This is a genomic window from Streptomyces sp. NPDC111802 (assembly GCF_055634335.1).
Map to the genome: position 1 here is coordinate 111208 of NZ_JBVKCZ010000024.1, position 25172 is coordinate 136379.

Genomic DNA, 25172 nt, shown 5'->3' on the forward strand with positions numbered 1-25172 from the left:
ACGCACTGGCTCACTGACTCACTGACGCATTGACTCTGACGATCCATCAGATACACGGAACTGATACCAGTTCCACCCGTAGGAGTCCACGGACCGCACACACCTCACCCCTACGCTGATCAAGTCGGGGAGGGGCATGGAGATGGCAGCGCGTAAGGGCCACTGGGCGGCGTTCGGGGCATCCATGACGGCGGCCGTGTGCGGCGGACTGTGGATGACCACGAACTGGGACACCGTGCGGCACGAGAACGGTGTGTCGGTCCACCGGGAGACGCAGAGTCCGGAGGAGATCAGGGAGTACTGGACCCCCGAGCGCATCAGACAGGTCGAGCCCGTCGACATGCCGGTCTGGGACCCCTGCGAGCACTTCCCCACCCTGCTCTCGCCGGACTGCTGGTAGATGACTCGGGCTCCCATCGGAACCTGTTCTAGTTATAGTTGACCCGGTCGGCCGGAACGTGTCACGGCGATTGGGGAGTCCATGGCATCCATGGCGCAGGTGTACGACCACGGCGGCGGCGTGAAGTCCATCCAGGTCCCCATCCCCGACAACCCCCTCGGCCACACCCTCGTGTACGTCGTCGACACCGACCGGGGCCCGGTGCTCGTCGACACCGGCTGGGACGACCCGACCTCCTGGAACACCCTCGCCGAGGGCCTCGTGGCCTGCGGCACCGCACCCGCCGAGATCCACGGCGTGGTGATCACCCACCACCACCCCGACCACCACGGCCTGTCCGGCAAGGTCCGCGGGGCCTCCGGTGCGTGGATCGCGATGCACGCGGCGGACGCGGCGATCGTACGGCGCACCCGCTCGACCCGCCCCGACCGCTGGTTCTCCTACATGGCGGCCAAACTCACGGCGGCCGGCGCCCCCGAGGCCCATGTGGCCCCCCTGCGCACCGCCCGCCGCTCCAGCACCCTGCCCGGCTTCTCCCCCGCCACCCCCGACCGCGAAATAGTCCCCGGCGAACTCCTCGACCTCCCCGGCCGCACCCTGCGCGCGATCTGGACCCCGGGCCACACCCCCGGCCACGTCTGCCTGCACCTCGAGGAATCCCACCCCGCCCAACTCCCCGGCCACGGCCGCCTCTTCTCCGGCGACCACCTCCTCCCCGGGATCACCCCCCACATCGGCCTGTACGAGGACCCCGACGACACGACCGTCACCGACCCCCTCGGCGACTACCTGGCCTCCCTCGAACGCGTCGCCCTCCTCTCCCCCGCCGAGATCCTCCCGGCCCACCAGCACGCCTTCACCGACGCCCCCGCCCGCGTCGCCCAGTTGCTCACCCACCACGAGTCCCGCCTCACCGACCTCCTCACCCTCCTCGCCACCCCCCTCACCCCCTGGCAACTCGCCGAGCGCATGGAGTGGAACCGCCCCTGGGACCAGATCCCGTACGGATCAAGGAACATCGCGATAGCCGAGGCGGAGGCCCATCTACGGCGGCTGGTGAAGCTGGGGAGGGCGGAGGCGGTGGAGGGGGGTGAGCCGGTGGCGTACGTCGCGGTGTGAGAAGTGACCTCAGCGAGTACCGCCCGAACCACCGCCCGTGCAGGGATTGCCCGGCTTCTCCCTATGGCTCATTCGGTGCACTTGGCTGTGAAATGGTCCAAGGAACGCCGCACGGCTGGAGGGGGCAGCGCAGGTGACCGAATCCCACTTATCCGGCCGCCCGGCTGACAGCCAGGATCTGTATTTCTTCCACAGCTACGCACAGCTGCCCGGCCTCGCCGCCGGCCTGCGTGCGCCGGACGAACGGCAGGAGGAGTTTCATAAGCTGCTGTGCCAGTTCGTCCTGCAGCTGACCACGCACGACGGGACGACTCCGATCGGCTTCCTCGACAAGCGCATGCCCCTGGGCGGCGAGTGGGAGAAGCACCTCAAGGAGGCGCTCGCGACCTGCCGGGTCTTCATGCCGATGTATTCGCCTCGCTACTTCGCCAGCCACTGGTGCGGGATCGAGTTCGACGGCTTCCTTCGACGGCAGGCCGAGCACCACCGCTCCGAGCGGTACACCGTCAGCGCGATCGTCCCCGTGCTGTGGACACCTCCCGGCCGGATTGTGCTGCCCGAGGTCGTCCAGCCCTTCCAGTACCACAGCCTCGACCTCGGTGATGACTACCGACGCATGGGGCTGCTGGGTCTGATGGAGGCGGGAAAGTGGCGCGTCTACCGGCGGACCGTCTGGCGGATCGCCGAGCGGATCGTCGATGTCGCCACGGCGGCCCGGCTCAAGTCCTGTGACGTCAAGCTGTTCGACGATCTGCGCAATGTCTTCGCGCCAGGTACTCAGGGGGACTCATGACGGACTCGACTCCGGTCTTCTTCCTCAGCTACGCCCGGACGCCAGGGGCTCAAGGGTCCGACGCCGACCAGCCGGTCTTCTCCTTCTACAAGGACCTGAGGAAGCAGGTGGCCCGGCTGACCGATATGAAGGCCGAGGACGCCGGATATGTGGACCGCCCGGACACCCCGTCCGACGGATGGCTCTCGGCGCTGGCGGCCTGCCGTGTCTTCGTCCCGCTGTACGCTCCCCGGTACTTCACCGATCCGCTCTGCGGACGCCAGTGGACCGCCTTCCAACGACGCGTCGGCCCGGGCTACGGCCGGGCGGTGGTCCCCGTGCTGTGGATCCCGCCCACTCAAGGCACCACACTGCCGCTGGCCGCCCTCGACATCCCTACTCATCTGCCGCGTGAGGGCGGGGACGAGGAACAGCACACACAGGACCGCTACGCCGAGTCCGGCCTCTACCAGCTCATGGAGATGGAGGAGGACGACCAGCACGCCTACCACGAGGTCCTGGGACGTCTGGCCGAGCGCATCGCGCGGTCGTGGAGGGACTCACCGGCCCGGCCGGCCAGCGCCGAGCAGCTGACCGATCGGCGAGGTCTGGAGGACGCGTTCGCACCCCAGCCGTCAAAGCCGACCCTGCGCATCACGGTTGTCGCGCCGACCACCAGCCGACTCCCGCCGGGGCGTGAGGCGACTTCCTACGGACCGGACACCGAGTCGTGGCGGCCCTACCGCACGGCACCCAGCACGCTGACCCAACAGGCTTTCGCTCTCGCCCGCAACCTCGGCTTCGAGCCGGAACTGGTCCCCTTCGAAAAGGCCTACGAGAGCATTGCCCACGACGGCGCTGCGCGAGAACCCGTCAGGCCCTTCGCTCCGTCGGTGCTCGTGGTCGACGCGTGGGTGCTGGGTGATCTCAGGATCGCGGAGCGGGTGCAGCGCCTCGTCCGGGCCGACCGGCCCTGGCTGGCGGTGATGGCGGTGCTGGCTGAGGACGACCCACAGACCCGGCGCGACGAGGCACGGCTGCGGTCGCTGCTGGAGATGACACTGTCCCGGCACCGTCATCTACGCGAGGTGCGCCACACCGCTCGCGGTACCGCCGCGCGAGGCATCCCGAAGGCCGATGTCTTCGCCTGGCTCTTCGTGGAGTTGGCGAAGGGTTGCTATTTGCAGTATCTCGATTCCACCCAGGATGATTCCCCGCGCCCGACGTCCGCCCCGGCGCGGAGTCACGGGGTACGGAGGCCGACCAGTGACTGACGAGCGCAACGGGAAGATCGTCACCTTCTACTCGTACAAAGGCGGCACCGGCCGCACCATGTCCCTGGCCAACACTGCCTGGATCCTGGCATCGGGAGGAAAGCGGGTACTGGTCGTCGACTGGGACCTGGACGCGCCCGGCCTCGACCGCTTTCTGCATCCCTTCCTGGACCGCGACCGGTTACGGACCGCGCAAGGCGTCATCGACCTCTTCCTGCACTTCAACCAGACCGTGCTTGAGCAGCGTAGGCAGCCGGAGAGTCAGACACAGGACGAGTGGGAGACCGCTGAAGCGGCGTGGGTGGCCACACAGGCCCGCTTCAACCACTGCGTGGTCCCGATCGACTGGGAATTTCCCGGCGGCGGCAGGCTGGACTATGTCTCGCCCGGCACGCAGAACAAGGAGTACCTGTCGGCGTACTCGCAGTTCGACTGGATGCACTTCCTGGACCACACCTGGCACGGACCGGTCTTCGTCGAGGCCCTCAAGCACGAGCTCACCCAGAACTACGACTACGTCCTGATCGACAGCCGTACCGGCCTGAGCGACGTCTCCGAGGTGTGCACCGTGCTGCTGCCGGACGTCCTGGTCGTCGCCTTCACACCCAGTAGCCAGGGGATGGACGGCGCACAGGCCGTGGCGCAGAAGATCGACAGTCTCTACGGCTATCGGGGGATCCGCATCATCCCGGTCCCGATGCGCGTGGAGGACGCGAACGGGGAGGCCGACCGCCTGGAGGCGGCGCGGGAGCAGATGCGGGCGAAGTTCGCCGACATCGTGCGCCGCCACTGCGCTCTGGACGCTCAGGAGTACTGGGGAAAGGTCGAGATCCCCTACCGGCCCTTCTACGCGTACGAGGAACTGCTGGCCCCCTTCCGGGATGCCCCCGGCAGCCCCACCTCCTTGCTCGCCGCGTGCGAGCGGCTGACGGATGTCATCTCCGAGGGAGAGGTCACGGCACTTCCCCGCTTGGACGATGCCGAGCGCAAGCGGGTTCTCGCCCTGTACAAACGGCCCAGACCGCTGGAGAACACCAATATCCATGTCAGCTTCGTCCCCGAAGACCGCACCTGGGCCGACTGGATCGAGTTCACGCTCAAGTCCGTGGGATTCCAGGTACATCTGCTGCCCAACAGCACAACCGCAGCGCAGGCACGCACCGTCGGCAAGCAGACGCCGGAGTCACCCACCAGGACCGTCGCGGTCCTGTCCCGCGCCTACCGGAAGTCCGCGGAGACGCGCGCGGTGTGGGAGGCGGCCGACACCGTCGATGATCTGGGCAATCGGCGCAGCCTGGTCACCGCCCGCGTGGACGACGTACGGCTGAGCCCGCCGTTCTCCGAGCACACCGCCGCGGATCTGGCCCGGTGCGGTGCCGATGAGGACGCTGCGAGGCAGGCGCTGCTGAACGCCGTGGATGCCCCGACACAGTCGCTGTTCACCCCGGCGGCCGCAAGTGATGGCGGGCCTCGCTTCCCCGGAGCCGAGCCCGCGGTGCTGTCGGTGCCGATCCGCAACCCGTCCTTCACCGGACGCGAGAAACTGCTGGAGTTTCTGCGTGAGAGGCTGCGGGCCGGCAACGGCACTGTGCTGATGCGTGGCATGGGCGGGGTGGGCAAGACGATGCTGGCCCTGGAGTTCGCTCACCGCTTCAAGGGCGACTACGACGTCGTATGGCACATCCAGGCCGACCAGCGAAACCTCGCGGTGGAGCAGTACGCGGGGCTGGCAAGCCATCTGGAGGTCGCCGAGCGCAAGAACCCGACGGCGACGGCGGCCGGCGTCAAAGGTGCGCTGCGTCAGGGCAAGCCCTACAGCCGCTGGTTGCTGATCCTCGACAACGTCGAGCACGTGAACGATCTGTCCGACCTACTGGTGAGCAGCAAGGCAGGCCACGTCCTGGTCAGCAGCCAGCGCTCGGATGGCTGGGAACGGTATGCGGAGATCGTCGATGTCGGTGTGTTCGAACGCGAGGAGAGCGTGGCGCACCTCAAGCGCAGGCTCACCGAGTGCAGTACCGAGGAGGCCGACGAGGTGGCTTCCGCTCTCGGCGATCTACCGCTGGCCGTCGAGCACGCGGCCGCTGTGCTCAGGGAGAGCGGCCTGCAGACCCACGAGTACGTCAAGCTCCTGGAGCGCCAGCCCGCCGCCGACACGGCCGACCTGAGCCCCGACGACCGGCTGCTCGACGTCTCCAAGACGTGGAGCGTGGCCATCGGGCAGCTCAACAAGAACTTTCCGCCGGCGGTTCAACTACTCAAACTGGCTGCCTGGTTCAGTCCGGAACCCATTTCCATGGATCTGCTGCAGAGCACGCAGATCGCACAGTCCCTCACCGGCCAGGACGGCCCGCCAGACCGGGAGTTCCGTCCGCGCGCCTTCGACAGCACGGAAATGATCGCGCGGGCGCTCCAGGAGCTGAGCCGGTTCTCACTCGCCACTGTGGACCGCAAATCGCGCAGTCTCCGCGTACACCGCCTGGTGCAGATGTCGGTGCGCCTGAACATGACGGAGGCAGAACAGGAGACCACCCGGGACGTCGTGTTCCGCACCCTGGTGGCCGCCCGTCCCGAACAGGACGACCCCGAGGACCACCACACCTGGGAGCGCTACCGCATCATCTGGCCGCACCTGGGCACCCCATGGGCCCTCACCGCACCCGACTCCGGCATCCGCAAGCTCATCGTGGACCGGGTGCGCCAGTTGCGCCGGCGCGGCGAGCTGAAGCAGGCGTACGACCTGAGCACGCGCGTGCATCAGGGCTGGCTCGAACACAGCGGGCCCGACGAACGCTGGGGGCTGCACTTGGGCTTCCAGATCGCCAACATCCTTCGGGCCCAGGGCAGATACCAGGAGGCAGTGGAGCTGGACACGGACGTACTGCGCCGCCAGGAAGCGTTCCTGGACAGTCCGCACGACCTCCACATCCTCATGACGTCCGGCGGGGTGGCAGCCGACCTGCGGGGTCTGGGCCGCTACAGCGAGGCACTGGAACTCGACCGCCTCAACCACGAGCGGTTTCTCGAGCTGTTCGGCGAGGACCATCCGCGCAGCCTCATGGCGGCCAACAATCTCGCTGTGTGCCTTCGGGTATTGGGGCAGTACACGGACGCCCTGCGGCTGGACCGCAAGACGATGGAAACCCGGAACAAGATCCTGGGCACGGAACACCCCTACACCCGGGAAACGACGATCAGCTACGCCCGCGACCTGCTTGACTGCGGCGACTACGCCGGATCCGAGCTCCTGTTGCGCCGCACCTACGATCGCTGCCTCGCCAACGAGGAGTTCGGCCCTTCTTCTCCCACCACCATCAATGCCGGCAAGGCACTGTCGGGAGCCCTGCGCCAGCTGGGCCGGGCGCAGGAAGCGGAGGAACTGACGCTCGCGGTGCTGTCCAGCCTGCCCTCCGAGGAGGGCTCGGTCTCACCCAACCGGCTGCTGCTCCAACTGGGCCTGGCCGGGATACAGGGCGCGCAAGGCCGTACCGACGAGGCCCTCGAACTGGCTCGCCGGGTCCTGGACGACTGCCGTCGGTTCTTCCACGATCGGCACCCTTACACGGTGGCCTGCTACGCAAACCTGGCCGTGCTGCTCCACACGGCCAACGAGACGGCCTCCTCCCTGGCACACGCCGAGCAAGCGGCAAGGGTCTTTGCGGAGATCTTCGACGACGACCACCCGTTCACCCTCATGTGCCGGGTGAACCTTGCCAATGCCCAGGCCGCACTGGGGCAGCGGGAAGGAGCCCGCGCCACGTACGAGGAGGTACTGGGCCGGCTCCGCGTCGTCCTCAACGACGACCAGCACCCCGCCCCGCTGGTCTGTGCGGCCAACCTCGCGGTGGTCCTGAGGGAGCTGGGAGAGACCAAGGCCGCCGAGCGGCTGCGCGAGGAAGTGCTGGGCGCGATCACCGCGCGGCTCGGGGCCGACCATCCCCGCGCTCTGGCCCTGCGCGAGTGGGGTCGTTCGGGCTGGGAGTTCGACCCACACCCCATCCATGGTCAGCAGTGATCTGCTCTCCCGTTCACCGTCTGGACCTCGGCGAACCCGCCTCCGTCGCCGCGTTGTTCACCGAGGACGGCCTCTGGGCCTGGCCGGAGAGGGAACGGTCGGTCGAGGGGCGGGCGGCGGTGCGCGAGTACTTCGGCTCGCGGGCCGCCGACCGGCTCTCCCGCCGCATGATGTCCAATGTCCTCGTCACGGTCACTTCCCCGGACACGGCGACCGCGACCTCGTACTTCACGACGTACCGCGTCGACGGCTACGCGGGCGGCATCGTCCCGCCCGGGCCGCCCGTCCAGGTCGGCCACTACGAGGACGCCTTCCGCAGGACGTCGGACGGCGGCACCTGGCTCCTCGCCTCGCGGACCCTCCACCTCCCCTTCGGCGGACCCACCCCGCGAGCGGCGGCTAGCCGCGCATGAATGTGCGGATCAACTCCTCCGCGTCACCGAGGAGTTCGATCTCCCGCGGTGACATCGTCGGGTTGGCGGCCCGTCGGCGCAGCGCCTCGGTGAGGCCGTTGTCCGTGAGGTGGGAGGGGTCGGTGAGGAGCGCGTTGAGGATGGCGTGGGCAGGGGCGGCGAGGGGGCCGTCGTCGACGGCGACCTGGGCGAGGATCACGGCCGACGTGCCCCAGTCGAGGCCGGGGTCGCCTTCCTGCGTGGTATTCCAGTCGATGACACAGGGGCCGTCGGGCGTGAGGACGACGTTGTCGGGGTGGAGGTCGAGATGCAGGACACAGCCCCGCGACCGACGTGCGGGGACAGCGTGCAGCTGCCGCAGCAGGCGGGCCAGGGTGCCGCCCGCCTCGTCCGGGCCCATGACCCCGGCGTCCAGCGCGCCCAGCATCGTCGGCCCAGGCAGCCGCTGCATCACCAGGTCGGTCCGCGAGGAGTCGGCGAGCCGTACCCGGGGCGCCGGAAAACCGTGCTCGCGTACGTGCGCCATCACCGCGCCCTCGGCGAGCGCGTCCCCGTACCCCTCCCGGTCCCGGCGCAGCACCCACGCCTCGTCGATCTCGTACACGTCGGCCGTGCGCCCCGCGCCCAGCAGTCGCCCCACTGCCCCGGTCCCCTCCGTCATGGGGGGGACGGTACCCCCACCCCTGACAGCCACCTCCCACCCCCTATTTACCGCCGGGTAGAGTAACCGCGTCGTCATCACACCCGTACGGGGGAAAGCCGGTGCAAATCCGGCGCTGACCCGCAACCGTGAACCGGTCGTCGTCGAAGGCCGGTGAGCCGGATCGCCGCGTATGGGACCGTGACCGGCTCACGTGCCCCGGCAGCCGGCCGGAGCACGGCACCGTCGAGGTATACGGAGCCGAGCCGCCGGGGCTCTCCCCTGCGCTGCCCGGTTCCGCCTAGGGAAGGGCACCCGCCGATCATGTACGTCCGCCGCAGCGCCGCGGTCCTGGCCGCCGCCGTCGTGATCGGCGCGGCCGCGCCGGCCGTAGCCGCCGACTCGTCCCCCTCCGCGTCGCCGTCGCAGGCGCTCCCCGCGGGGCTGTACGGCGATGGCGACCCCACGTACGACGGCGTCTGGCGCCAGTCCCTCGCGCTGCTCGCGCAGGACACGGTGGGGGTGAAGCCGGCGAAGGGGGCGGTGGACTGGCTGCTGGGGCAGCAGTGCGCGAACGGCGCCTTCGCGCCCTACCGCGCCGACACGAGCGCGGCCTGCGACGGCAAGACCCTCATCGACACCAACAGCACTGCCGCCGCCGTTCAGGCGCTCGCCGCGCTCGGCGGGCACGACGCCGCCGCCGGAAAGGCCGTGACCTGGCTGAAGTCCGTGCAGAACAAGGACGGCGGCTGGGGCTACACCGCGGGCGGGGCGAGCGACACGAACTCGACGTCGGTCGTGATCGGTGCGCTGGCCGCCGCGGGCGAGAAGCCGGCGGAGGTCGTGAAGGACGGGCAGTCGCCTTACGACACGCTCATCACGCTCGCCCTGCCGTGCAAGGGCGACTCGGCGGGCGCCTTCGCCTTCCAGCCGGACAAGAAGGGCGACCTGGTCGCCAACGCGGACGCGACAGCCGCGGGCGTCGTCGGCGCCCTCGGCAAGGGCCTCGTGGTGAGCGCCGGCAAGCCGTCGGACGCGACCTGCGCCGACGCCGGCTACCCGAGCCCTCAGCAGACCGCGGCCAACGGCGCCGCCTACCTCACCCAGGCCCTCGCTAAGGACGGCCACCTCAAGTCCGCCCTCCCCGGAGCCGAGGACCAGCCCGACTACGGCAACACGGCCGACGCGGTCGTCGCGCTCGCCGCGCAGTCCGGTGCCGACGCCGCCCGAAAGCCCCTGCGCTGGCTGGAGCGGAACTCCGCCCAGTGGGCGGCCCAGAGCGGCCCGGCCGCCTACGCCCAGCTGATCCTCGCCGCCCACGCCACCGGCACCGACCCGCGTGACTTCGGCGGCTCCGACCTGGTCGAGCAGCTCAACGCGACGGGCCCCGCCCCGCAGGACTCGCCGACGACCACGGACAAGAAGGAGGAAGGGGAAAAGCAGGACGACAAGGGTGACAGCCCCTTCGGTGTCTGGTGGTACGTCGGCATCTTCCTCGTCGTCGGTATCGGCATCGGCTTCCTGCTCAGCGGCCGTAAGAAGGGCCCGCAGGCGTGATCCGCCGCGTACTCGCTCCGCTCCTGGCCGCGCTGGTCCTCGTGACCGGCGCGGGCCAGGCCGCCCAGGCGACAGGCTACCGCTACTGGTCCTTCTGGGAGCGCGACGGCGGCACCTGGACCTACGCCACCCAGGGCCCCTCCCTCGCCCGCCCGTCCGACGGCGACGTCCAGGGTTTCCGCTTCGCGGTGAGCACGGACTCGAAGGACGCGGCCCAGCCGAGGGGCGCTGCGGAGTTCGCGGTGATCTGCGCGCGAACTCCCGCGCAGGACGGCAAGAAGCGAGTGGCTCTGGTCATCGACTTCGGTACGGCGGCGGACGCCCCGTCGGGCGAGGCGCCGCCGGATCGTCGTACGGCTTGTGCCCGGATGGCTCCCCACGCGACGACCGCGGAGGCCCTGGCGGCGGTCGCCAAGCCCCTGCGTTACGACACGAACGCCCTGCTGTGCGCCATCGCCGGGTATCCGCGGAAGGGCTGCGGGGAGCAGGTGTCGGACGCCGGCAAGCCGACGCCGACCGACGACAAGAGCCGGCCGACGGCCACCGACGACAACACCAGCGACTCCGCCGACGGCCCCTCTCTCGGCCTGGTCACGGGGATCGCCGTAGTCGCGGTACTGGGGGCGGCAGCCGTCTGGCAGGCACGACGGCGGCGAACCTGATGGCCACCCGGCCCACCCGGCCCATCCGGACCAACCGGACCAACCGGAGTACCGGGACCCCACGGACTACCGGGACTCCACGGACTACCGGGGCTCCGCGGAACACCCGCCCCACCGTGCGCACCCGACCCGCCCCGGCGAGCGCCCCCACCCCCCGGCCCCCGCGCCGCGCAGAACTGCACCCCGGCGCCTGGTGGCTCTGGTCCCTCGCCCTCGGTACCGCCGCCACCCGCACCACCAACCCCCTCCTCCTCACCCTCCTGATCGTCACCTCGGCCTATGTCGTCGCGACCTGCCGCCCGGACACCCCCTGGGCCCGCTCCTACACGGCGTTCGTGAAGCTCGCCCTGGTCGTCATCCTCATCCGTCTCGTCTTCGCCGTGGCCCTCGGCTCCCCCGTCCCCGGCACGCATGTGATCGTCACGCTCCCCGAAATCCCCCTCCCGGACTGGGCGCAGGGCATCCGGCTGGGCGGCAGGGTCACCGTCGAGACCCTGCTCTTCGCCCTCTACGACGGTCTGCGGCTGGCCGCCCTCCTCATCTGCGTCGGCGCGGCGAACTCCCTCGCGAGCCCCACCCGCCTGCTCAAGTCCCTCCCCGGCGCGCTGTACGAGATGGGCGTGGCGGTGGTCGTGGCCCTCACCTACGCCCCCCACCTCATCGCCGACGTCCAGCGCCTGCGTGCCGCGCGCCGGCTGCGCGGTCGTCCCGACACCGGCATCCGCGGCCTCCTGCACGTCGGACTCCCGGTCCTGGAGGGCGCGTTGGAGCGCTCGGTCGCCCTCGCCGCCGCGATGGACTCGCGCGGCTACGGCCGTACCGCCGACGTCCCGCCACGCGTCCGCCGTACGACCGCCGCGCTCACCCTCGGCGGCCTGCTGGGCGTCTGTGCGGGAACGTACGGCCTGCTGACCGCCGAGGGCGGGACATACGGCCTGCCGGTCCTCCTCGCCGGACTCGCCGCCGCGCTGGCGGGACTGCGCCTCGGCGGTCGCCGCTCGCCGCGCACCCGTTACCGCCCGGCCCGTTGGGACGCCCGGGCCTGGCTGGTCGCCGGTTCCGGCGCGGCCGTCGCCGCCCTGCTGATGCTGGCCGCCGACCGGGACCCGGAGGCGCTGCACCCCGGCGTGGTTCCGCTGGTCGCGCCGACCCTCCCGCTGTGGCCCGCGGCGGCCGTCCTCCTCGGCCTGCTCCCGGCCTTCGTCAGCCCCGCACCCCGTAGTCCCGCCAGCCCCGAGGAGCCGTCGTGATCCGCTTCGAGAACGTCTCCGTGACGTACGACGGCGCCGCCCGACCCACCGTGCGGGGAGTGGACTTCGAGGTCCCCGAGGGCGAACTGGTCCTGCTCGTCGGCCCGTCGGGCGTAGGCAAGTCCACCGTGCTCGGCGCGGTGAGCGGGCTCGTCCCGCACTTCACCGGCGGTACTCTGCGCGGCCGCGTCACGGTGGCCGGCCGGGACACCCGTACACACAAGCCGCGCGAACTCGCGGACGTGGTGGGAACGGTCGGGCAGGACCCGCTGTCCCACTTCGTCACGGACACGGTCGAGGACGAGCTCGCCTACGGCATGGAGTCGCTGGGCCTCGCCCCGGACGTGATGCGCCGCCGTGTCGAGGAGACCCTCGACCTGCTCGGCCTCGCCGACCTGCGCGACCGCCCCATCGCCACCCTCTCCGGCGGCCAACAGCAGCGCGTGGCGATCGGCTCGGTGCTCACCCCGCATCCCAGGGTCCTGGTCCTGGACGAGCCGACCTCGGCTCTGGACCCGGCCGCCGCGGAAGAGGTCCTCGCGGTCCTGCAACGCCTGGTCCACGACCTCGGCACGACGGTCCTGATGGCCGAGCACCGGCTGGAACGTGTCGTCCAGTACGCCGACCGGATCGTCCTGCTTCCCTCCCCCGGCGCGGCCCCGGTCCTCGGCACCCCGGCGGAGATCATGGCCGTATCGCCCGTGTACCCGCCGGTCGTGGCCCTGGGCCGCCTGGCGGGCTGGTCCCCGTTGCCCCTGACGGTGCGAGACGCGCGACGACGGGCAACAGCCCTACGGGCACAACTCGGCGAGCGGGACAGCGACGCCCTCAAGGGTCGCCAGGAACTGCGCGACCAGCCACAGCAAACCCGCAGCCGCCACCGATCCGCACCCCCCGAGCCAGTGGGCACCATGGGCACCACCCACCGCCGATGGTTCCAACGAAGGCGGACCCCCACCCAGCCCGCCCTCCAATCCCCCTACGCCGCCGAAGTACAGGCCCTCGCCGTCACCCGCGACCGCGTCCGCGCGCTCCACCACATCGATCTCACCGTCACTCCCGGCGAGACCATCGCCCTCATGGGCCGCAACGGCGCCGGCAAGTCCACGCTGCTCAACTCCCTGGTGGGTCTCGTGGAACCGTCCGCCGGCCGGGTCCAGGTCGGCGGGGCCGAACCCCACCGCACAGCACCCCGCGACCTCGTCCGCCGCGTCGGCCTGGTCCCGCAGGAGCCCCGCGATCTGCTCTACGCCGACACGGTCGCCGCCGAGTGCACGGCCGCCGACACCGACGCGGGCGCCGAACCCGGCACCTGCCGCACCCTGCTGTCCGCGCTTCTGACGGGCATCCCGGACGAGACCCATCCCCGCGACCTCTCCGAGGGCCAGCGTCTGACGCTCGCCCTGGCCGTCGTCCTGACGGCGCGCCCGCCTCTCCTCCTCCTCGACGAACCGACCCGCGGCCTCGACTACGCGGCCAAGGCCCACCTCGTCACGCTGCTGCGCGACCTCGCCGACCAGGGGCACGCCATCGTCCTGGCCACGCACGACGTGGAGCTTGCCGCCGAACTGGCTCACCGGGTGGTCCTTCTCGCGGAGGGCGAGGTGATCGCCGACGGCCCGACGGCGGAGGTCGTGGTCTCCTCGCCGTCCTTCGCCCCGCAGGTCACCAAGATCCTGGCGCCGCAGGAGTGGCTCACGGTCACCCAGGTACGGCAGGCCCTGTCATGACCGGCGCCCAGGGGCAGGCGCGCCCCATCCGCCTCGGCCCCCGCTCCATCACCGCACTCGTGCTGGTCAGCGCGGTCGGTGTGGCCGCCCTCGGCTGGCCCTTTCTCGCCCTCCCCACCTCCCAGGTCAGTGCCCACGCGCAGGACGCGCCCTGGCTGTTCACCGGTCTCCTCGTCCTGCTGGTCGCCATCGTCGCGGCGACGATCTCCGAATCGGGGCTCGGCCCGAAGGTGGTGGCGATGCTGGGCGTACTCGCGGCGACCGGTGCCGCGCTGCGGCCCCTCGGGGCGGGGACGGCCGGTATCGAGCCGATGTTCTTCCTGATGGTGCTGAGCGGTCGGGTGCTCGGCCCCGGCTTCGGCTTCGTCCTCGGTTCCGTGACGATGTTCGCGTCCGCGCTGCTCACCGGCGGGGTGGGGCCGTGGATGCCGTTCCAGATGCTGTCGATGGGCTGGTTCACGATGGGTGCGGGGCTGCTGCCGGGCCCGGACCGGCTGCGCGGCCGTGCTGAGCTGGTCCTGCTGGCCGGATACGGCTTCCTCGCCGCCTTCGCCTACGGCACGGTGATGAATATGCAGGGCTGGCCCTATCTGATCCAGGACGGCTCGAACATCGCCCCCGACCCCGAGGCCGGACCGCTCGCCAACCTGGCCCGCTTCGTCGCGTACTGCCTGGCCACCTCCCTCGGCTGGGACCTCGGCCGGGCGCTGGTGACCGTCGTGCTGACCCTCACCCTCGGCCCGGCGATCCTCAGGGCGCTGCGCCGGGCCACCCGCCGGGCGGCGTTCGAGAGCCCGGTCACATTCGACGCACCCACACCGTGAGACCGCGCACCCGCACCGTGAGGCCGCGCGCGCGGACCGTCACGCGCACGGTGAACCACCCCACATGACCCACATCACCTACGATCCAGCATAGTCGGACAAATCGGATGTCATGCACGCGCCCACATGGGCGCTGACCTGCACATAGAGATCCACGTCACATGACCAGCCCGCCCCCCGCATACGACCACAACTAGCAAAAGGGGTCATTGCGGACACCTTCCCGGGCTGCTTCTCTGGACGACGTCGCACGGCGCCGACGTGCCCACAGGGCCTCGGCGCCGACGCATGCCCCCCCGCCTCGCATCGCGTGGTTCCGGCATGTCCGCGACGCCCTCGATCCCGACGAAAGGCTCCACGTGTCCGCCGTTTCCCTCTTCACCCGCATCTCCGCCCCGAAGAAGGCCCTCGCCGGTGCCGCCCTGGCCGCCGCCACGGCCGGCACGCTGTTCGCCGCCGCGCCCTCGCACGCCGCGACGACCGGGTCCTCCTCGGCGCAGGCGATTGCGAAGAAGATGATCTCGGACTCGGGCCAGTACCAGTGCTTCTCGAACATCGTCGACCACGAGAGCGACTGGAACGTCAACGCCACCAACGCCTCGTCCGGCGCCTACGGCCTGGTCCAGGCCCTGCCGGGCAACAAGATGGCCTCCGCGGGCTCCGACTGGAAGACCAACCCGGCCACCCAGATCAAGTGGGGCCTGGACTACATGAAGGACCGCTACGGCAGCCCGTGCGGCGCCTGGGGCTTCTGGCAGTCGAACGGCTGGTACTGAGCCGAGCGGCCGGCCCACTGAACCGAAGGCGGCGACCCCCGATCCCCGGGGTCGCCGTCTTCGCCGTACTCGTAGGGGCGAGGTCCGGGTCGCCCTGGGGGACATCCCGGATGGGTGTCGCGGGCGGCGTCGGCAGGATGATCTCCATGACTCCGCAGAGGATCTCCCGACGCTCCCTGGTCCGCGGCTCCGCGGCCGCCGCGGCCCTTCTCGCGACTTCCGGTACGACGGCCCGCGCGACCGCGGCCGAGCGCGCCGCCCCGGCGCTGGACACCGAGGCGTTGCAGGCCGCGATCTCCGACCTCGCGCATCCCCCGTCCGTCTCCGCGCAGTTACGTGTCACACAGGGATCCGAGGGCTGGTACGGCACGGCGGGCGTGTCCGACGTCACCACCGGGCGTCGCCCTCGTCCCGCCGACGGATTCCGGGCGGGAAGTGTCACCAAGGCCTTGGTGGCCACGGTCGTGCTCCAGCTGTGGGCGGAGCGGCGCGTGAAGCTCGACGCGCCCATCGGACGCCATCTCCCGGACCTGCTCCCGCACCACTTCGGGCAGATCACCGTCGGGCAGTTGCTCAACCAACCACACCAGCGGCCTGCCCGACCACAAGGGCCTGCCCGACGATTCCACCCCCGAAAGCACACTGCGTCACCGCTTCGACCAGTGGACCCCCGAGGAATGGGTCCGCACGATCCCCGCCGACCGCCCGCTGAAGTTCCAGCCCGGCACCAAGCAGGAGTACCGGGGCATCACCTACGTCCTCCTGGCCCTCCTCATCGAGAGGCTGACGGGACGGCCGTACGGCGAGGCGATCAGGTCCCGCGTCGTGGAACCTCTGGCCCTCAAGGGCACGTTGCTCCCGGGCGACGACCCCCGCCTGCACGGCCCGCACATCCACGGCTATCTGCGTATGACCGACGGCACCCTTGAGGACGCCACGGTCTTCAACATGTCCAGCGCCTGGGGCGAGGGCGAGCTGGTCTCGACGGTCGACGACCTCTTCCGCTTCCAACGGGCCCTGTTCTCCGGCCGGCTGCTGCCGCCGCACGCCATGGCCAAGCTCTTCACGCTGCCCCCGGACAGCGTGCGCATGCTGGACGGCAGCCCGGCGCGCTACAGCATGGGACTGCAGCGGGTCACGGTGAACGGCGTGACCTTCTGGGGAAAGACCGGCGAGGTGTGCGGCTACCGCACCCGCGTCTTCGCCACCCGCGACGGCAGCCGCGGCTTCGTCCTCAACTACACCCCGACGCCGCTGAACGCGGACGAGGAGATGGCCGCAAGAGTCGCCGCGGTGCTCGCCGGATGAGCGTCACGCGTCGCGGGGGAGGCAGGAACGGGGCGTAGGGATAGGGGGTGCTCCTGCCTCCCTCGGGACGGGTCAGCCCGTGCTGACCTGGAGTTCCTTCACACCGTTGATCCATGCGGAGCGAAGGCGTCGGGGGTCGTCGACCAGCCGTAGGCCGGGCATCGCGTCGGCCACCGCGTTGAAGATCAGGTCGATCTCCAGCACCGCCAGGGACTTGCCCAGGCAGTAGTGGGGGCCACCGCCGCCGAAGCCGAGGTGGGGGTTGGGGTCGCGGGTGATGTCGAAGGAGTCCGGGTTCTCGAAGACCTCGGGGTCGTGGTTCGCCGAGGCATAGAAGATTCCTACCCGGTCTCCCTTCTTTATGCGCTTTCCGCCCAACTCTGTGTCCTGAGTCGCCGTGCGCTGGAAGGAGACCACCGGGGTCGCCCAGCGGACGATCTCCTCCGCGGCCGTCGCGGGGCGCTCCCTCTTGTACAGCTCCCACTGTTCCGGGTGGGTGAGGAAGGCGTGCATGCCATGGGTGATGGCGTTGCGGGTCGTCTCGTTGCCCGCCACGGCCAGCATCAGCACGAAGAAGCCGAACTCGTCGGAACCGAGGTTGCCTTCGTCCTCGGCCGCCACCAGCGTGGTGACGATGTCCTTCGCCGGGCAGGCCTTGCGGTCGGCGGCCATGTTCATCGCGTAGGCGATGAGTTCGGTGGCCGACTCGGCGCCGACCTCCTCGGTGATGGCGTACTCGGGATCGTCGTACGCGATCATCTTGTTGGACCAGTCGAAGATCTTGGCCCGGTCGTCCTGCGGGATGCCGATGAGCTCGGCGATGGCCTGGAGGGGCAGTTCACAGGCGACCTCGGTGACGAAGTCGAAGGGGCCGGGATGGGCACGGGCGTTCGCGGCGATCGACCGGGCCCGGTTGCGCAGCCGCTCCTCCAGGGCGCGGATGGCGCGCGGGGTGAAGACGCGCTGGACGATCTGACGGACCCGGGTGTGCTCGGGCGGGTCCATGTTCAGCAGGATCAGCCGCTGCGCGTCGATGGCGTCGCGCTCGATGTGCTCGTTGAAGCGGATGATCGCGGTGTTGAGGGAGGACGAGAACAACTCCGGGTGCGTCGACACGTACTTGACGTCGGCGTGCCGGGTCACCGCCCAGTAGCCCTCGTCCTGGAATCCGGCCACATTGTCCGCCTGCGGGATCCAGCGGACCGGTTCGGCCCGGCGCAGCTCGGCGAACTCCGGGAGGGGTACGCGGTGGTGCAGCACATCGGGGTCGGTGAAGTCGAACCCGTCGGGAAGCGCTGGACAGGGCATGGACAGCTCCTGACGGTCCATCAGCAAAGAGGGTCGTGGTGACGGTAGTAACGGGTTCTACAAGTGGCAATAGCCGTGGACTGCCCAATTGCCCGCACGCCCCTTGCAGTCGTTGAACCTCCGTCAGCACACTGCTCTACAGAACTAGAACGCGTACTAGTTCCGCAGAGCCCTCGGAGAGGACCCGCACCCATGGCTGCCGAACCCGTGATCGTCGAAGCCGTACGCACCCCCATCGGCAAGCGCGGCGGCGCGCTAGCCAATCTCCACCCCGCCTATCTTCTGGGCGAGACCTACCGCGAACTCCTGGGCCGCACCGGCATCCCCGCCGACTGCGTCGAGCAGATCGTCGGCGGCACGGTCACCCACGCCGGCGAACAGTCCATGAACCCCGCGCGCACGGCCTGGCTCACCATGGGCCTGCCGTACGAGACGGCGGCGACGACGGTCGACTGTCAGTGCGGCTCCTCGCAGCAGGCGTCCCACATGGCGGCCAACATGATCGCGGCGGGCGTCATCGACGTCGGGATCAGCTGTGGCGTCGAGGCGATGTCCCGGGTGCCGCTGGGGTCGGGGTCCAAGCACGGGCCCGGCAAGCCGTTCCCCGACGAGTGGAACGTCGACCTGCCCAACCAGTTCGAGGCGGCGGAACGGATCGCCCGCCATCGGGGGCTGACGCGCGAGAACGTCGACTCACTGGGGCTGGTCTCGCAGGAGCGGGCGGCTGCCGCCTGGGCGGAGGAACGCTTCAAGAGGGAGACGTTCGCCGTCCAGGTCCCGACGACCGAGGACGAGCAGCGCGCGGGGCAGGGCATGTGGCGACTCGTCGACAAGGACGAGGGCCTGCGCGACACGTCCATGGAGGCGCTGGCGGGGCTCAAGCCCGTCATGCCGACGGCCGTCCATACGGCGGGCAACTCGTCCCAGATCAGCGACGGCGCGGCGGCGATCATGTGGGCGTCGAAACGGATGGCGCGTGCGCTGAAGTTGCGACCCAGGGCGCGGATAGTGGCCCAGGCGCTGGTGGGTGCCGACCCGCACTTCCACCTCGACGGCCCGATCGACGCGACGAAGGCGGTGCTGGGGAAGGCCGGGATGTCCCTGAAGGACATCGACCTCGTCGAGATCAACGAGGCCTTCGCATCGGTGGTGTTGAGCTGGACACAGGTCTTCGAGCAGGACCTGGAGAAGGTCAACGTCAACGGCGGTGCGATCGCGCTCGGGCACCCGGTGGGGGCCACCGGGGCCCGGCTGATCACGACCGCGCTTCATGAACTGGAGCGAGCGGACAAGGAGTTCGCGCTGGTGACAATGTGTGCGGGGGGTGGGCTGGCCACCGGCACGATCATTCAGCGGTTGTAGTCCAGTTCAGGAACGCCGTGAACGTGGTGGGCTCGAAGGTGAGGATCGGGCCCGCTGCGTTCTTCGAGTCGCGTATGGCGATGGTGGTGTGGGGGGTTTCGGCGATCTCGACGCACTGGCCGCCTTCATCGCCGCTGTAGCTGGACTTACGCCACTGGATCCCCGTCAGAAGCTCGGTGCTCTCCATAACGCTCCTCCATTACGCGCCGGATCAACTCCGCCGAGTCCTTGATGGAGAGTGCGGCGGCTTGAAGATGATCGTAACGGAGCGAGCACATCTTGACGGTCTCCGGGTTAGCGGTCGGATGCCCGCTGCCGCCGTATCCCTCCGTGTAAACAATGGTCGGGTCACTCGCAAAGCGGTAGAGGTCGAACGAGCCTTGCAGCCCCGCATGCGCTCCGGTCGAGAACGGCAGCACCTGGATGTTGACGCGGGGGTTGTTCTCGAACGACAACAAGTGGGCCAGTTGCTCCCGCATGGCCTCCCGGCCACCGATCTCCAAGTACAGCGCTGCCTCGCTGAGGATCGCCCAAAAGACCGGCGGCTCCTGCTTCTCAAGGATGCGCTGACGGGCCAGCCTTACTTCGGTGCGGTCGTCGAGGTCGGTCTCGTCCAGGACACCGAGCACGGCACGTGCGTATGCCCTGGTCTGGAGGAGACCGAGAACCATGTGGTCCTGGAACGAACAGACCTCGACCGCCCGCACCTCCAACTCCGCCACCTGCTGAAACCAGGCCGGAAGTTGACTACGCATCACCAGCTCATGCAGCCGGGACAGCAACCCACCCGTCCCCAGCGCCGCATCCGCCCGCTCACTGAACTGCAACGTCGGCAGCTTGCGGGCCGTCTCGATCTGGCCGACCAGCGAACCGGTGCAGTACACGATGCCCCCGAGCTGCTTCTGGGTCAGCCCGGCGGCCTCGCGGCAGCGCCGTAGCTCGAAGCCGAAATAGTCGAGTGGCGAGGCGCCCGGGTCCAGGGTGTTGATGTGGGTCACGCAGAGCCCCCTCTCACACAACTGGGCCCACTTCGGGACCCGTTGTATCCGTTCCGTAGCCCAAAGTAGTCGCGCGAGGTCACGCTCGTATCGTGAACGGATACATTCCCCCCACCTACCTGGCCCCCTTCCGCCCCCAGTACCGCCTGCGCCTCACCGTCGGCGAGCACTCCGCCCGGCACATCCGCACCATCGCCCGCTCGCTGCTCGACGAGTGGGAGATGCCCGAACTGACCGACGCCGTCGAGCTGGGCGTGACCGAGCTGGTCGCCAATGTCGTACGGCATGTCCCGGACCGTCGGTGTGAGGTGCTGATCCTGCGGCGAACGGGCGGGGTGCGTGTGCAGGTGACGGACTGTTTCGCGCAACTCCCCGCGCTGCCCGCGCAGTCGGGGCCGGACGACGAGGGCGGGCGGGGGCTTGTGCTGCTGGACGCGGTGACCGACAAGTGGGGTGTGGATCCTGTGGCGGGCGGTGGCAAGACGGTGTGGTTCGAGTGCTGGTGCGGAAGTACCTGAGCGTGTCGATGCTGAGTCGAGAAAAACGGTTCGAACAACTGCTGTCGCGCGTGATGGACAGGCGTGAAGTCGAACGGAGCGGCGCGCACACGGGCCAACTGCGATCTGCCGCGGAAGCGAACCGTGGCGACCTGCTGGGGCTGACCGGGGCGGCGGAGAGCGCGTACCTGCAGGCTGTTTCCCGGGCACGCCTGGAGGCTCGGCTTCGCGGACTCTTGACGGCCATCGGCGCGCTGATGCTGCTGATACTGCTCGCGGTAGGGGCGGCATCCGGCTGGAGCGACGCGATCAAGGAAGCTCTGGCCGATGACCGTTCCATCTCGGTCGCGTCCGCTGTGGGCGAGGGTTTCGGGTTCGTCATGATCACCGCTGGGTTCACTGCCGGCGTGGCCTTCGTGCCCTGGTGCGTCTTCTACCTTCTGTCACACGATGTGCGGGCAGGCGTACCGGCGGCCAAGGGGCGACAACTGCTCGTCACTGGAGGCTTCGCGTATTGCTTTCTGGCGCTGCTCTGCTCGGTCTTCATGGGGATCTACCCATCGGAGGTCGCCTGGCTACTCCGGCACGATCGCCCTCTGGACCAGGTCGGCGGGTACAGCGAGGGTTTCTGGGTCACGCTGGGCTTGCTCGTGTTGTTCGCGCTTCCGCCGCTGGCGCTTCGAAGGCTCGCATCGGCTGCGTCCAGGCAGTCGCTCTCCCTCGCCTACTTGTTCTCCGTGCTCGACGCGCGGGAAAGGGACCGAGCGGCACGGCAGGCCGAGGCCGTATGGGAGGAGGCTCTGGAGCAGGTCCTGTCGAGCTTCATACGGGAACGAATCAGCGAACAGACCGAGCGCGTTTTCGGCACGCGAATCACCAACACTCACGCCCCGGGCCTGAGGCAGCTACGTGCCGGTCATGAGCATGTGCCGACCCAGGCCGACCATCAACTGGACGTGATCAGCGCGGGGATGGAAGGCGGCAGCATCGCTCTGTCGGGCCCACGCGGCGTGGGTAAAACGCAACTGCTGCGGAACTTCTGCAAGGTCGACGAGTCGGATTCCGCAGGGCAGCTGAGCCTCGTCGAGCCGGTACCGGTCGTCTTCGACCGTCGGGAGTTCATGCTCCACCTCTTCTACAAGCTGTGCGACCTCGTGATCGACGCACGTCTCCCCACGGCGCAGGAGGCGGAGCGGCACAAGCGCTCGATCCGCTATCTGCAGACCCAGTCGGACGAGGCGGGCCTCAGCGCGGGCTTGCGGAGCTGGAACCTGTCGACGAGGAGGGCGACGTCGCTCGCCGAGCAGCCGCAGACGTATCCCGAGATCGTGGACGCCCTGAAGAGGTTCCTCAGCCGGACCGCGCTGGAACTGGACAAGGACAAACGGCTTCTGGTGATCGGCATCGACGAGCTCGACCGGATCGAACCGGCCGCCACCGCGCGCACCTTCCTCAACGAACTCAAGGCTGTCTTCGACGTACCCAAGTGCCTGTTCGTGCTGTCGGTCTCCGACGAGGCGCTGCGGGAGGCGGAGTTGGCGCCGGTGGGGCGGCGGGATGCCTTCGACAGTGCGATAGACGAGGTCGTCCGGGTCGAACCCCTGGATCAGGAGACGGCCGAGCGACTGCTGGGGCGTCGGGTGGTGGGGCTGCCGGTGCCCTTCGCCGCCCTGTTCTACAGCCTGTCGGGCGGTATGCCGCGGGACCTGCTGCGGACGGCCCGCGCGGCCTACTCGTACGTGTCGACGGAACAGGTCCGCCTACTGGCCGACGTGACCGAGAAACTGGTGAATCGCGAGGTGGACCGTATCGCCAACTCCGCGGGCGGCTCCGAGGAGCGCGCCGAACTCGCCCAGCTCTTCCGCCGGAACGTGCTCGGCGCGGACAACGGACTCGACGAACTGGGAGACCTGATCCACCGGCAGGCCGGGCCGACCGGTGAACGTGCCCGTATGGGCGCGACGCTGGCCAACCGCGCCTACCACCTGGACACGGTGCGGAGGATCTTCACGAACACTCTCGCCGAGGAGCGGATCATCGAGACCTCCGCTCCCCACCACCCCGGCTCCTTCGCGGCCCTCGCCCGGGCCCACCGCGAGATCGGCACCGCCGACACCCTCGCCCGCGCCACCCTCCAGCGCGTCAGAGCGGAATGGTCGCTGCGCGCCCTGCCGCCCATGCCGCCCGTCTGAACCGGAGAAGCGGAGGGGACCTGGCCAACTGGATCCGCCAGTGAACGTTCCCACCCCGATCCACGTCTTCGAACACGTGGTCCCAGCCGAACTCACCAGCACCCGTCCGCTCACCAGCGTCCCCGAGCCGCCGCCTCCTGCCCACAGGCGGCTCCTGCGCACGGTCTGGAACCGGCACCGCATCCCCCTCCTGGCGACCCTCCCCACCCTGCCCCTCTACGCGGTGTGGGCCCTGTTCCTCGCCACCGGCGGCGGCGATCTGGCCGCGCAGGACGCGTGGGCCGGGTTCGCGGCGCGGCACGGTGGCTCGGCCTACAACCTGTTCTGGTACGGCGGGACGCACACCGCCAACTACAGCCTGATCTCCCCGTATCTGATGGCCGCCGTGGGCGTGCGCACGGTCACCGTGGTCTCCGGGCTCGTGGCGACCTGGCTCGCGGCCGTCCTGATCACCCGTGTCGAAGGGCTCCGCAAGCCCCTCGGCCCGGCCCTGCTCGCGTCGTTCGCGCTGTGGTGCAACGTGGCGTCCGGCCGCACCACCTTCGCGCTCGGTGTCGCCTTCGGACTGGCGGCCTGTCTGCTGCTGACCCGTGAGCGACGGGTCGTCCTCGCCGGCGCCTATGCCGCGCTCGCGACGATGGCGAGCCCTGTGGCGGGGCTGTTCCTGGTGGTCGTGGGCGCCGCCCAACTCCTCACCCGGGACTACCGCCGCGCGCTGACCTTGTTCCTCCCGCCCGCCGTCACCGTCGGTGTGACCACGCTGCTGTTCCCCTTCAAGGGCGAGCAGTTGATGTTCGCGGGCCGAATATGGCCGCCGCTCCTCATGGGCCTGGCCGTCGCCTTCTTCGCGCCGCGCGGCTGGCGTGTCGCCCGTTGGAGCGGTGCCGTGTACGCGGCGGGGACCGTGCTGACGTATCTCATACCGTCGCCGATCGGGACGAACGTCGAGCGCTTCGCCGAGCTCTTCGCGCCCGCCGCCCTGCTCGCGGTCCTGCTGGCGCGGCCGGGGCTCGCCAGGTTCCGCCGGGTCCTGCTCATCGCCGCCCTCGTCTACTCGGTCGGCTGGGTCGCCAAGAAGACCGGCGACGACCTGTACGTCTCCACCACCGTGCCCACCTGGGCCGCCGAGACCCACGGAGTGGTCCGCGCCCTCGACCGCCTCGGCGCCGACCGCACCCGCGTCGAGGTCGTCCCGGCCCGCAACCACCGCGAGGCCAGCGGGCTCGCCCCCCATGTGAACATGGCCCGCGGCTGGAACCGGCAGCTCGACATGGAGCGGGCGCGGCTGTTCTACGACGGGTCGTTCTCCGCGACGACGTACCGGCAGTGGCTGGATCGCTGGGCCGTCGGGTACGTCGTCCTGCCGCTCGGCAAGCCCGACGGGTACGCCGAGGTGGAGGCCCGGCTCATACGCGAGCGCCGGCCCGAGTGGCTGGAGCCGGTGTGGCAGGACGCGCACTGGCGGGTGTACCGGGTGCGGGACGCGCGGCCGCTGGTGAGCGAGCCCGCGAGTGTCGTGTCGACGTCCAGCGCCGAAGTCGTCGTACGCATGCCACGAGCCGGAACCGCCACCCTGCGGGTCGCCTACTCGCCGTGGCTGCGGGCGGACGGCGGCGGGTGTCTCGCCGCCAAGGGCGAATTCACCGAGCTCACCGTCTCGGCCCCCGGCGACTACCGGATCAGCTCGGAGTACGGTCCTTCACCGGAGCCGGGGAGCCGCTGCTGAGCTTCGCGGCCCGGGTGGTCACCGCCCTTGGCGGTACGTAAGCCCGAAGCCGGCACCCACGACGGCGGCCGTCGTACGCACGACGCGAGCCGGAACCGCCCCTACGTGCGGCTGCGGGCGGACGGCGGCGGGTGTCTCGCCGCCAAGGGCGAGTTCACCGAGCTCAGCGTCTCGGCCCCCGGCGACTACCGGATCAGCTCGGAGTACGGTCCTTCACCGGAGCCGGGGAGCCGCTGCTGAGCTTCGCCGCCCGCGTGGTCACCGCCCTTGGCGGTACGTAAGCCCGAAGCCGGCACCCACGACGGCGGCCGTCGTACGCACGACGCGAGCCGGAACCGCCCCTACGTGC

The 25172-nt window shown here is 69.9% G+C and carries 22 protein-coding genes and 1 pseudogene; 19 read left to right on the plus strand and 4 right to left on the minus strand.

Annotated elements, in window-relative coordinates; translation table 11 throughout:
• The first annotated feature begins 142 nt into the window (after positions 1-142).
• The 6 genes from ACZ7NC_RS25880 (at position 143) to ACZ7NC_RS25905 (ending at position 7993) form a co-directional block, all read left to right on the plus strand.
• Positions 143-400 carry a hypothetical protein gene (locus ACZ7NC_RS25880; RefSeq protein WP_471491639.1) on the plus strand — a complete coding sequence of 86 codons (258 nt, stop codon included), beginning with the start codon at positions 143-145 and terminating at the stop codon, positions 398-400.
• 90 nt (positions 401-490) lie between these two features.
• On the plus strand, positions 491-1519 hold the full coding sequence (locus ACZ7NC_RS25885; protein ID WP_471491721.1) for an MBL fold metallo-hydrolase: 1029 nt from the start codon (positions 491-493) through the stop codon (positions 1517-1519).
• Between the two features lie 133 nt (positions 1520-1652).
• On the plus strand, positions 1653-2312 hold the full coding sequence (locus ACZ7NC_RS25890; RefSeq protein WP_471491640.1) for a TIR-like protein FxsC: 660 nt from the start codon (positions 1653-1655) through the stop codon (positions 2310-2312).
• Positions 2309-3565 (plus strand): TIR-like protein FxsC, encoded by a 1257-nt coding sequence (locus ACZ7NC_RS25895; RefSeq protein WP_471491642.1) that lies wholly within the window; start codon positions 2309-2311, stop codon positions 3563-3565. The genes ACZ7NC_RS25890 and ACZ7NC_RS25895 overlap by 4 nt, the downstream gene beginning before the upstream one ends.
• Positions 3558-7580, plus strand: a complete 4023-nt coding sequence (gene fxsT / locus ACZ7NC_RS25900; protein WP_471491644.1) for an FxSxx-COOH system tetratricopeptide repeat protein — start codon at positions 3558-3560, stop codon at positions 7578-7580. The genes ACZ7NC_RS25895 and fxsT overlap by 8 nt, the downstream gene beginning before the upstream one ends.
• Positions 7577-7993, plus strand: coding sequence for a nuclear transport factor 2 family protein (locus ACZ7NC_RS25905; protein ID WP_471491645.1), 417 nt, complete (start codon positions 7577-7579; stop codon positions 7991-7993). Before fxsT ends, ACZ7NC_RS25905 begins: the two co-directional genes overlap by 4 nt.
• Here the strand turns inward: ACZ7NC_RS25905 and ACZ7NC_RS25910 are convergent.
• Entirely contained in the window at positions 7980-8654 is a 675-nt protein-coding gene (locus tag ACZ7NC_RS25910; RefSeq protein ID WP_471491647.1) for a phosphotransferase, read from the minus strand. The two genes, ACZ7NC_RS25905 and ACZ7NC_RS25910, sit on opposite strands and share 14 nt — an antisense overlap.
• A 303-nt stretch (positions 8655-8957) precedes the next feature.
• On the opposite strand from ACZ7NC_RS25910, the gene ACZ7NC_RS25915 reads away from it, so the two are divergent.
• From ACZ7NC_RS25915 to ACZ7NC_RS25950, 8 genes and pseudogenes are all read left to right on the plus strand, one after another.
• Positions 8958-10190, plus strand: a complete 1233-nt coding sequence (locus ACZ7NC_RS25915; RefSeq protein ID WP_471491648.1) for a prenyltransferase/squalene oxidase repeat-containing protein — start codon at positions 8958-8960, stop codon at positions 10188-10190.
• A complete protein-coding gene (locus ACZ7NC_RS25920; protein WP_471491650.1) occupies positions 10187-10852 on the plus strand; it encodes an SCO2322 family protein in 666 nt (221 codons plus the stop codon). Before ACZ7NC_RS25915 ends, ACZ7NC_RS25920 begins: the two co-directional genes overlap by 4 nt.
• Positions 10853-10968: 116 nt before the next feature.
• Complete coding sequence (locus ACZ7NC_RS25925) at positions 10969-12102, plus strand: energy-coupling factor transporter transmembrane component T (RefSeq protein WP_471491651.1); 1134 nt, start codon at positions 10969-10971, stop codon at positions 12100-12102.
• Positions 12099-13832 carry an ABC transporter ATP-binding protein gene (locus ACZ7NC_RS25930; protein WP_471491653.1) on the plus strand — a complete coding sequence of 578 codons (1734 nt, stop codon included), beginning with the start codon at positions 12099-12101 and terminating at the stop codon, positions 13830-13832. The genes ACZ7NC_RS25925 and ACZ7NC_RS25930 overlap by 4 nt, the downstream gene beginning before the upstream one ends.
• Positions 13829-14656 carry an ECF transporter S component gene (locus ACZ7NC_RS25935; protein ID WP_471491655.1) on the plus strand — a complete coding sequence of 276 codons (828 nt, stop codon included), beginning with the start codon at positions 13829-13831 and terminating at the stop codon, positions 14654-14656. The genes ACZ7NC_RS25930 and ACZ7NC_RS25935 overlap by 4 nt, the downstream gene beginning before the upstream one ends.
• A 359-nt stretch (positions 14657-15015) precedes the next feature.
• A complete protein-coding gene (locus ACZ7NC_RS25940; protein ID WP_471491657.1) occupies positions 15016-15432 on the plus strand; it encodes an aggregation-promoting factor C-terminal-like domain-containing protein in 417 nt (138 codons plus the stop codon).
• 146 nt (positions 15433-15578) lie between these two features.
• A pseudogene (locus ACZ7NC_RS25945) lies at positions 15579-15947 on the plus strand (serine hydrolase); the annotation flags it as partial.
• A gap of 97 nt (positions 15948-16044) precedes the next feature.
• Positions 16045-16740 carry a serine hydrolase domain-containing protein gene (locus tag ACZ7NC_RS25950; RefSeq protein WP_471491723.1) on the plus strand — a complete coding sequence of 232 codons (696 nt, stop codon included), beginning with the start codon at positions 16045-16047 and terminating at the stop codon, positions 16738-16740.
• A 72-nt stretch (positions 16741-16812) separates the two neighbouring features.
• Here the strand turns inward: ACZ7NC_RS25950 and ACZ7NC_RS25955 are convergent, their stop codons facing one another.
• Positions 16813-18048, minus strand: a complete 1236-nt coding sequence (locus tag ACZ7NC_RS25955) for a cytochrome P450 (protein WP_471491658.1) — start codon at positions 18046-18048, stop codon at positions 16813-16815.
• A gap of 192 nt (positions 18049-18240) precedes the next feature.
• On the opposite strand from ACZ7NC_RS25955, the gene ACZ7NC_RS25960 reads away from it, so the two are divergent.
• The gene (locus tag ACZ7NC_RS25960; protein WP_471491660.1) at positions 18241-19410 is read left to right on the plus strand and encodes a steroid 3-ketoacyl-CoA thiolase; all 1170 of its coding nucleotides are present in this window, start codon (positions 18241-18243) and stop codon (positions 19408-19410) included.
• Here the strand turns inward: ACZ7NC_RS25960 and ACZ7NC_RS25965 are convergent.
• Together ACZ7NC_RS25965 and ACZ7NC_RS25970 are read right to left on the minus strand one after the other, a co-directional pair.
• Positions 19394-19597: a DUF397 domain-containing protein gene (locus ACZ7NC_RS25965; RefSeq protein ID WP_471491663.1), complete on the minus strand. Its 204-nt coding sequence runs from the start codon at positions 19595-19597 to the stop codon at positions 19394-19396. The genes ACZ7NC_RS25960 and ACZ7NC_RS25965 overlap by 17 nt on opposite strands.
• Positions 19557-20408: a helix-turn-helix domain-containing protein gene (locus ACZ7NC_RS25970; RefSeq protein WP_471491665.1), complete on the minus strand. Its 852-nt coding sequence runs from the start codon at positions 20406-20408 to the stop codon at positions 19557-19559. The genes ACZ7NC_RS25965 and ACZ7NC_RS25970 overlap by 41 nt, the downstream gene beginning before the upstream one ends.
• Before the next feature lie 92 nt (positions 20409-20500).
• On the opposite strand from ACZ7NC_RS25970, the gene ACZ7NC_RS25975 reads away from it, so the two are divergent.
• The 4 genes from ACZ7NC_RS25975 to ACZ7NC_RS25990 all read left to right on the plus strand — a co-directional run bounded on the left by ACZ7NC_RS25975 (position 20501) and on the right by ACZ7NC_RS25990 (position 25063).
• Positions 20501-20926, plus strand: a complete 426-nt coding sequence (locus ACZ7NC_RS25975; protein WP_471491666.1) for an ATP-binding protein — start codon at positions 20501-20503, stop codon at positions 20924-20926.
• A gap of 215 nt (positions 20927-21141) precedes the next feature.
• The gene (locus tag ACZ7NC_RS25980) at positions 21142-23097 is read left to right on the plus strand and encodes a P-loop NTPase fold protein (protein WP_471491667.1); all 1956 of its coding nucleotides are present in this window, start codon (positions 21142-21144) and stop codon (positions 23095-23097) included.
• A gap of 76 nt (positions 23098-23173) precedes the next feature.
• Positions 23174-24823, plus strand: coding sequence for a glycosyltransferase family 87 protein (locus tag ACZ7NC_RS25985; protein ID WP_471491724.1), 1650 nt, complete (start codon positions 23174-23176; stop codon positions 24821-24823).
• A gap of 27 nt (positions 24824-24850) precedes the next feature.
• Entirely contained in the window at positions 24851-25063 is a 213-nt protein-coding gene (locus ACZ7NC_RS25990) for a hypothetical protein (protein ID WP_471491668.1), read from the plus strand.
• Positions 25064-25172 lie beyond the last annotated feature (109 nt).

Coding starts and splice junctions, on each gene's coding strand:
- ACZ7NC_RS25880 (WP_471491639.1), top strand. CDS start 143: ATGGCAGCGCGTAAGGGCCACTGGGCGGCGTTCGGGGCATCCATGACG.
- ACZ7NC_RS25885 (WP_471491721.1), top strand. CDS start 491: ATGGCGCAGGTGTACGACCACGGCGGCGGCGTGAAGTCCATCCAGGTC.
- ACZ7NC_RS25895 (WP_471491642.1), top strand. CDS start 2,309: ATGACGGACTCGACTCCGGTCTTCTTCCTCAGCTACGCCCGGACGCCA.
- ACZ7NC_RS25910 (WP_471491647.1), bottom strand. CDS start 8,654: ATGACGGAGGGGACCGGGGCAGTGGGGCGACTGCTGGGCGCGGGGCGC.
- ACZ7NC_RS25915 (WP_471491648.1), top strand. CDS start 8,958: ATGTACGTCCGCCGCAGCGCCGCGGTCCTGGCCGCCGCCGTCGTGATC.
- ACZ7NC_RS25935 (WP_471491655.1), top strand. CDS start 13,829: ATGACCGGCGCCCAGGGGCAGGCGCGCCCCATCCGCCTCGGCCCCCGC.
- ACZ7NC_RS25955 (WP_471491658.1), bottom strand. CDS start 18,048: ATGCCCTGTCCAGCGCTTCCCGACGGGTTCGACTTCACCGACCCCGAT.
- ACZ7NC_RS25960 (WP_471491660.1), top strand. CDS start 18,241: ATGGCTGCCGAACCCGTGATCGTCGAAGCCGTACGCACCCCCATCGGC.
- ACZ7NC_RS25965 (WP_471491663.1), bottom strand. CDS start 19,597: ATGGAGAGCACCGAGCTTCTGACGGGGATCCAGTGGCGTAAGTCCAGC.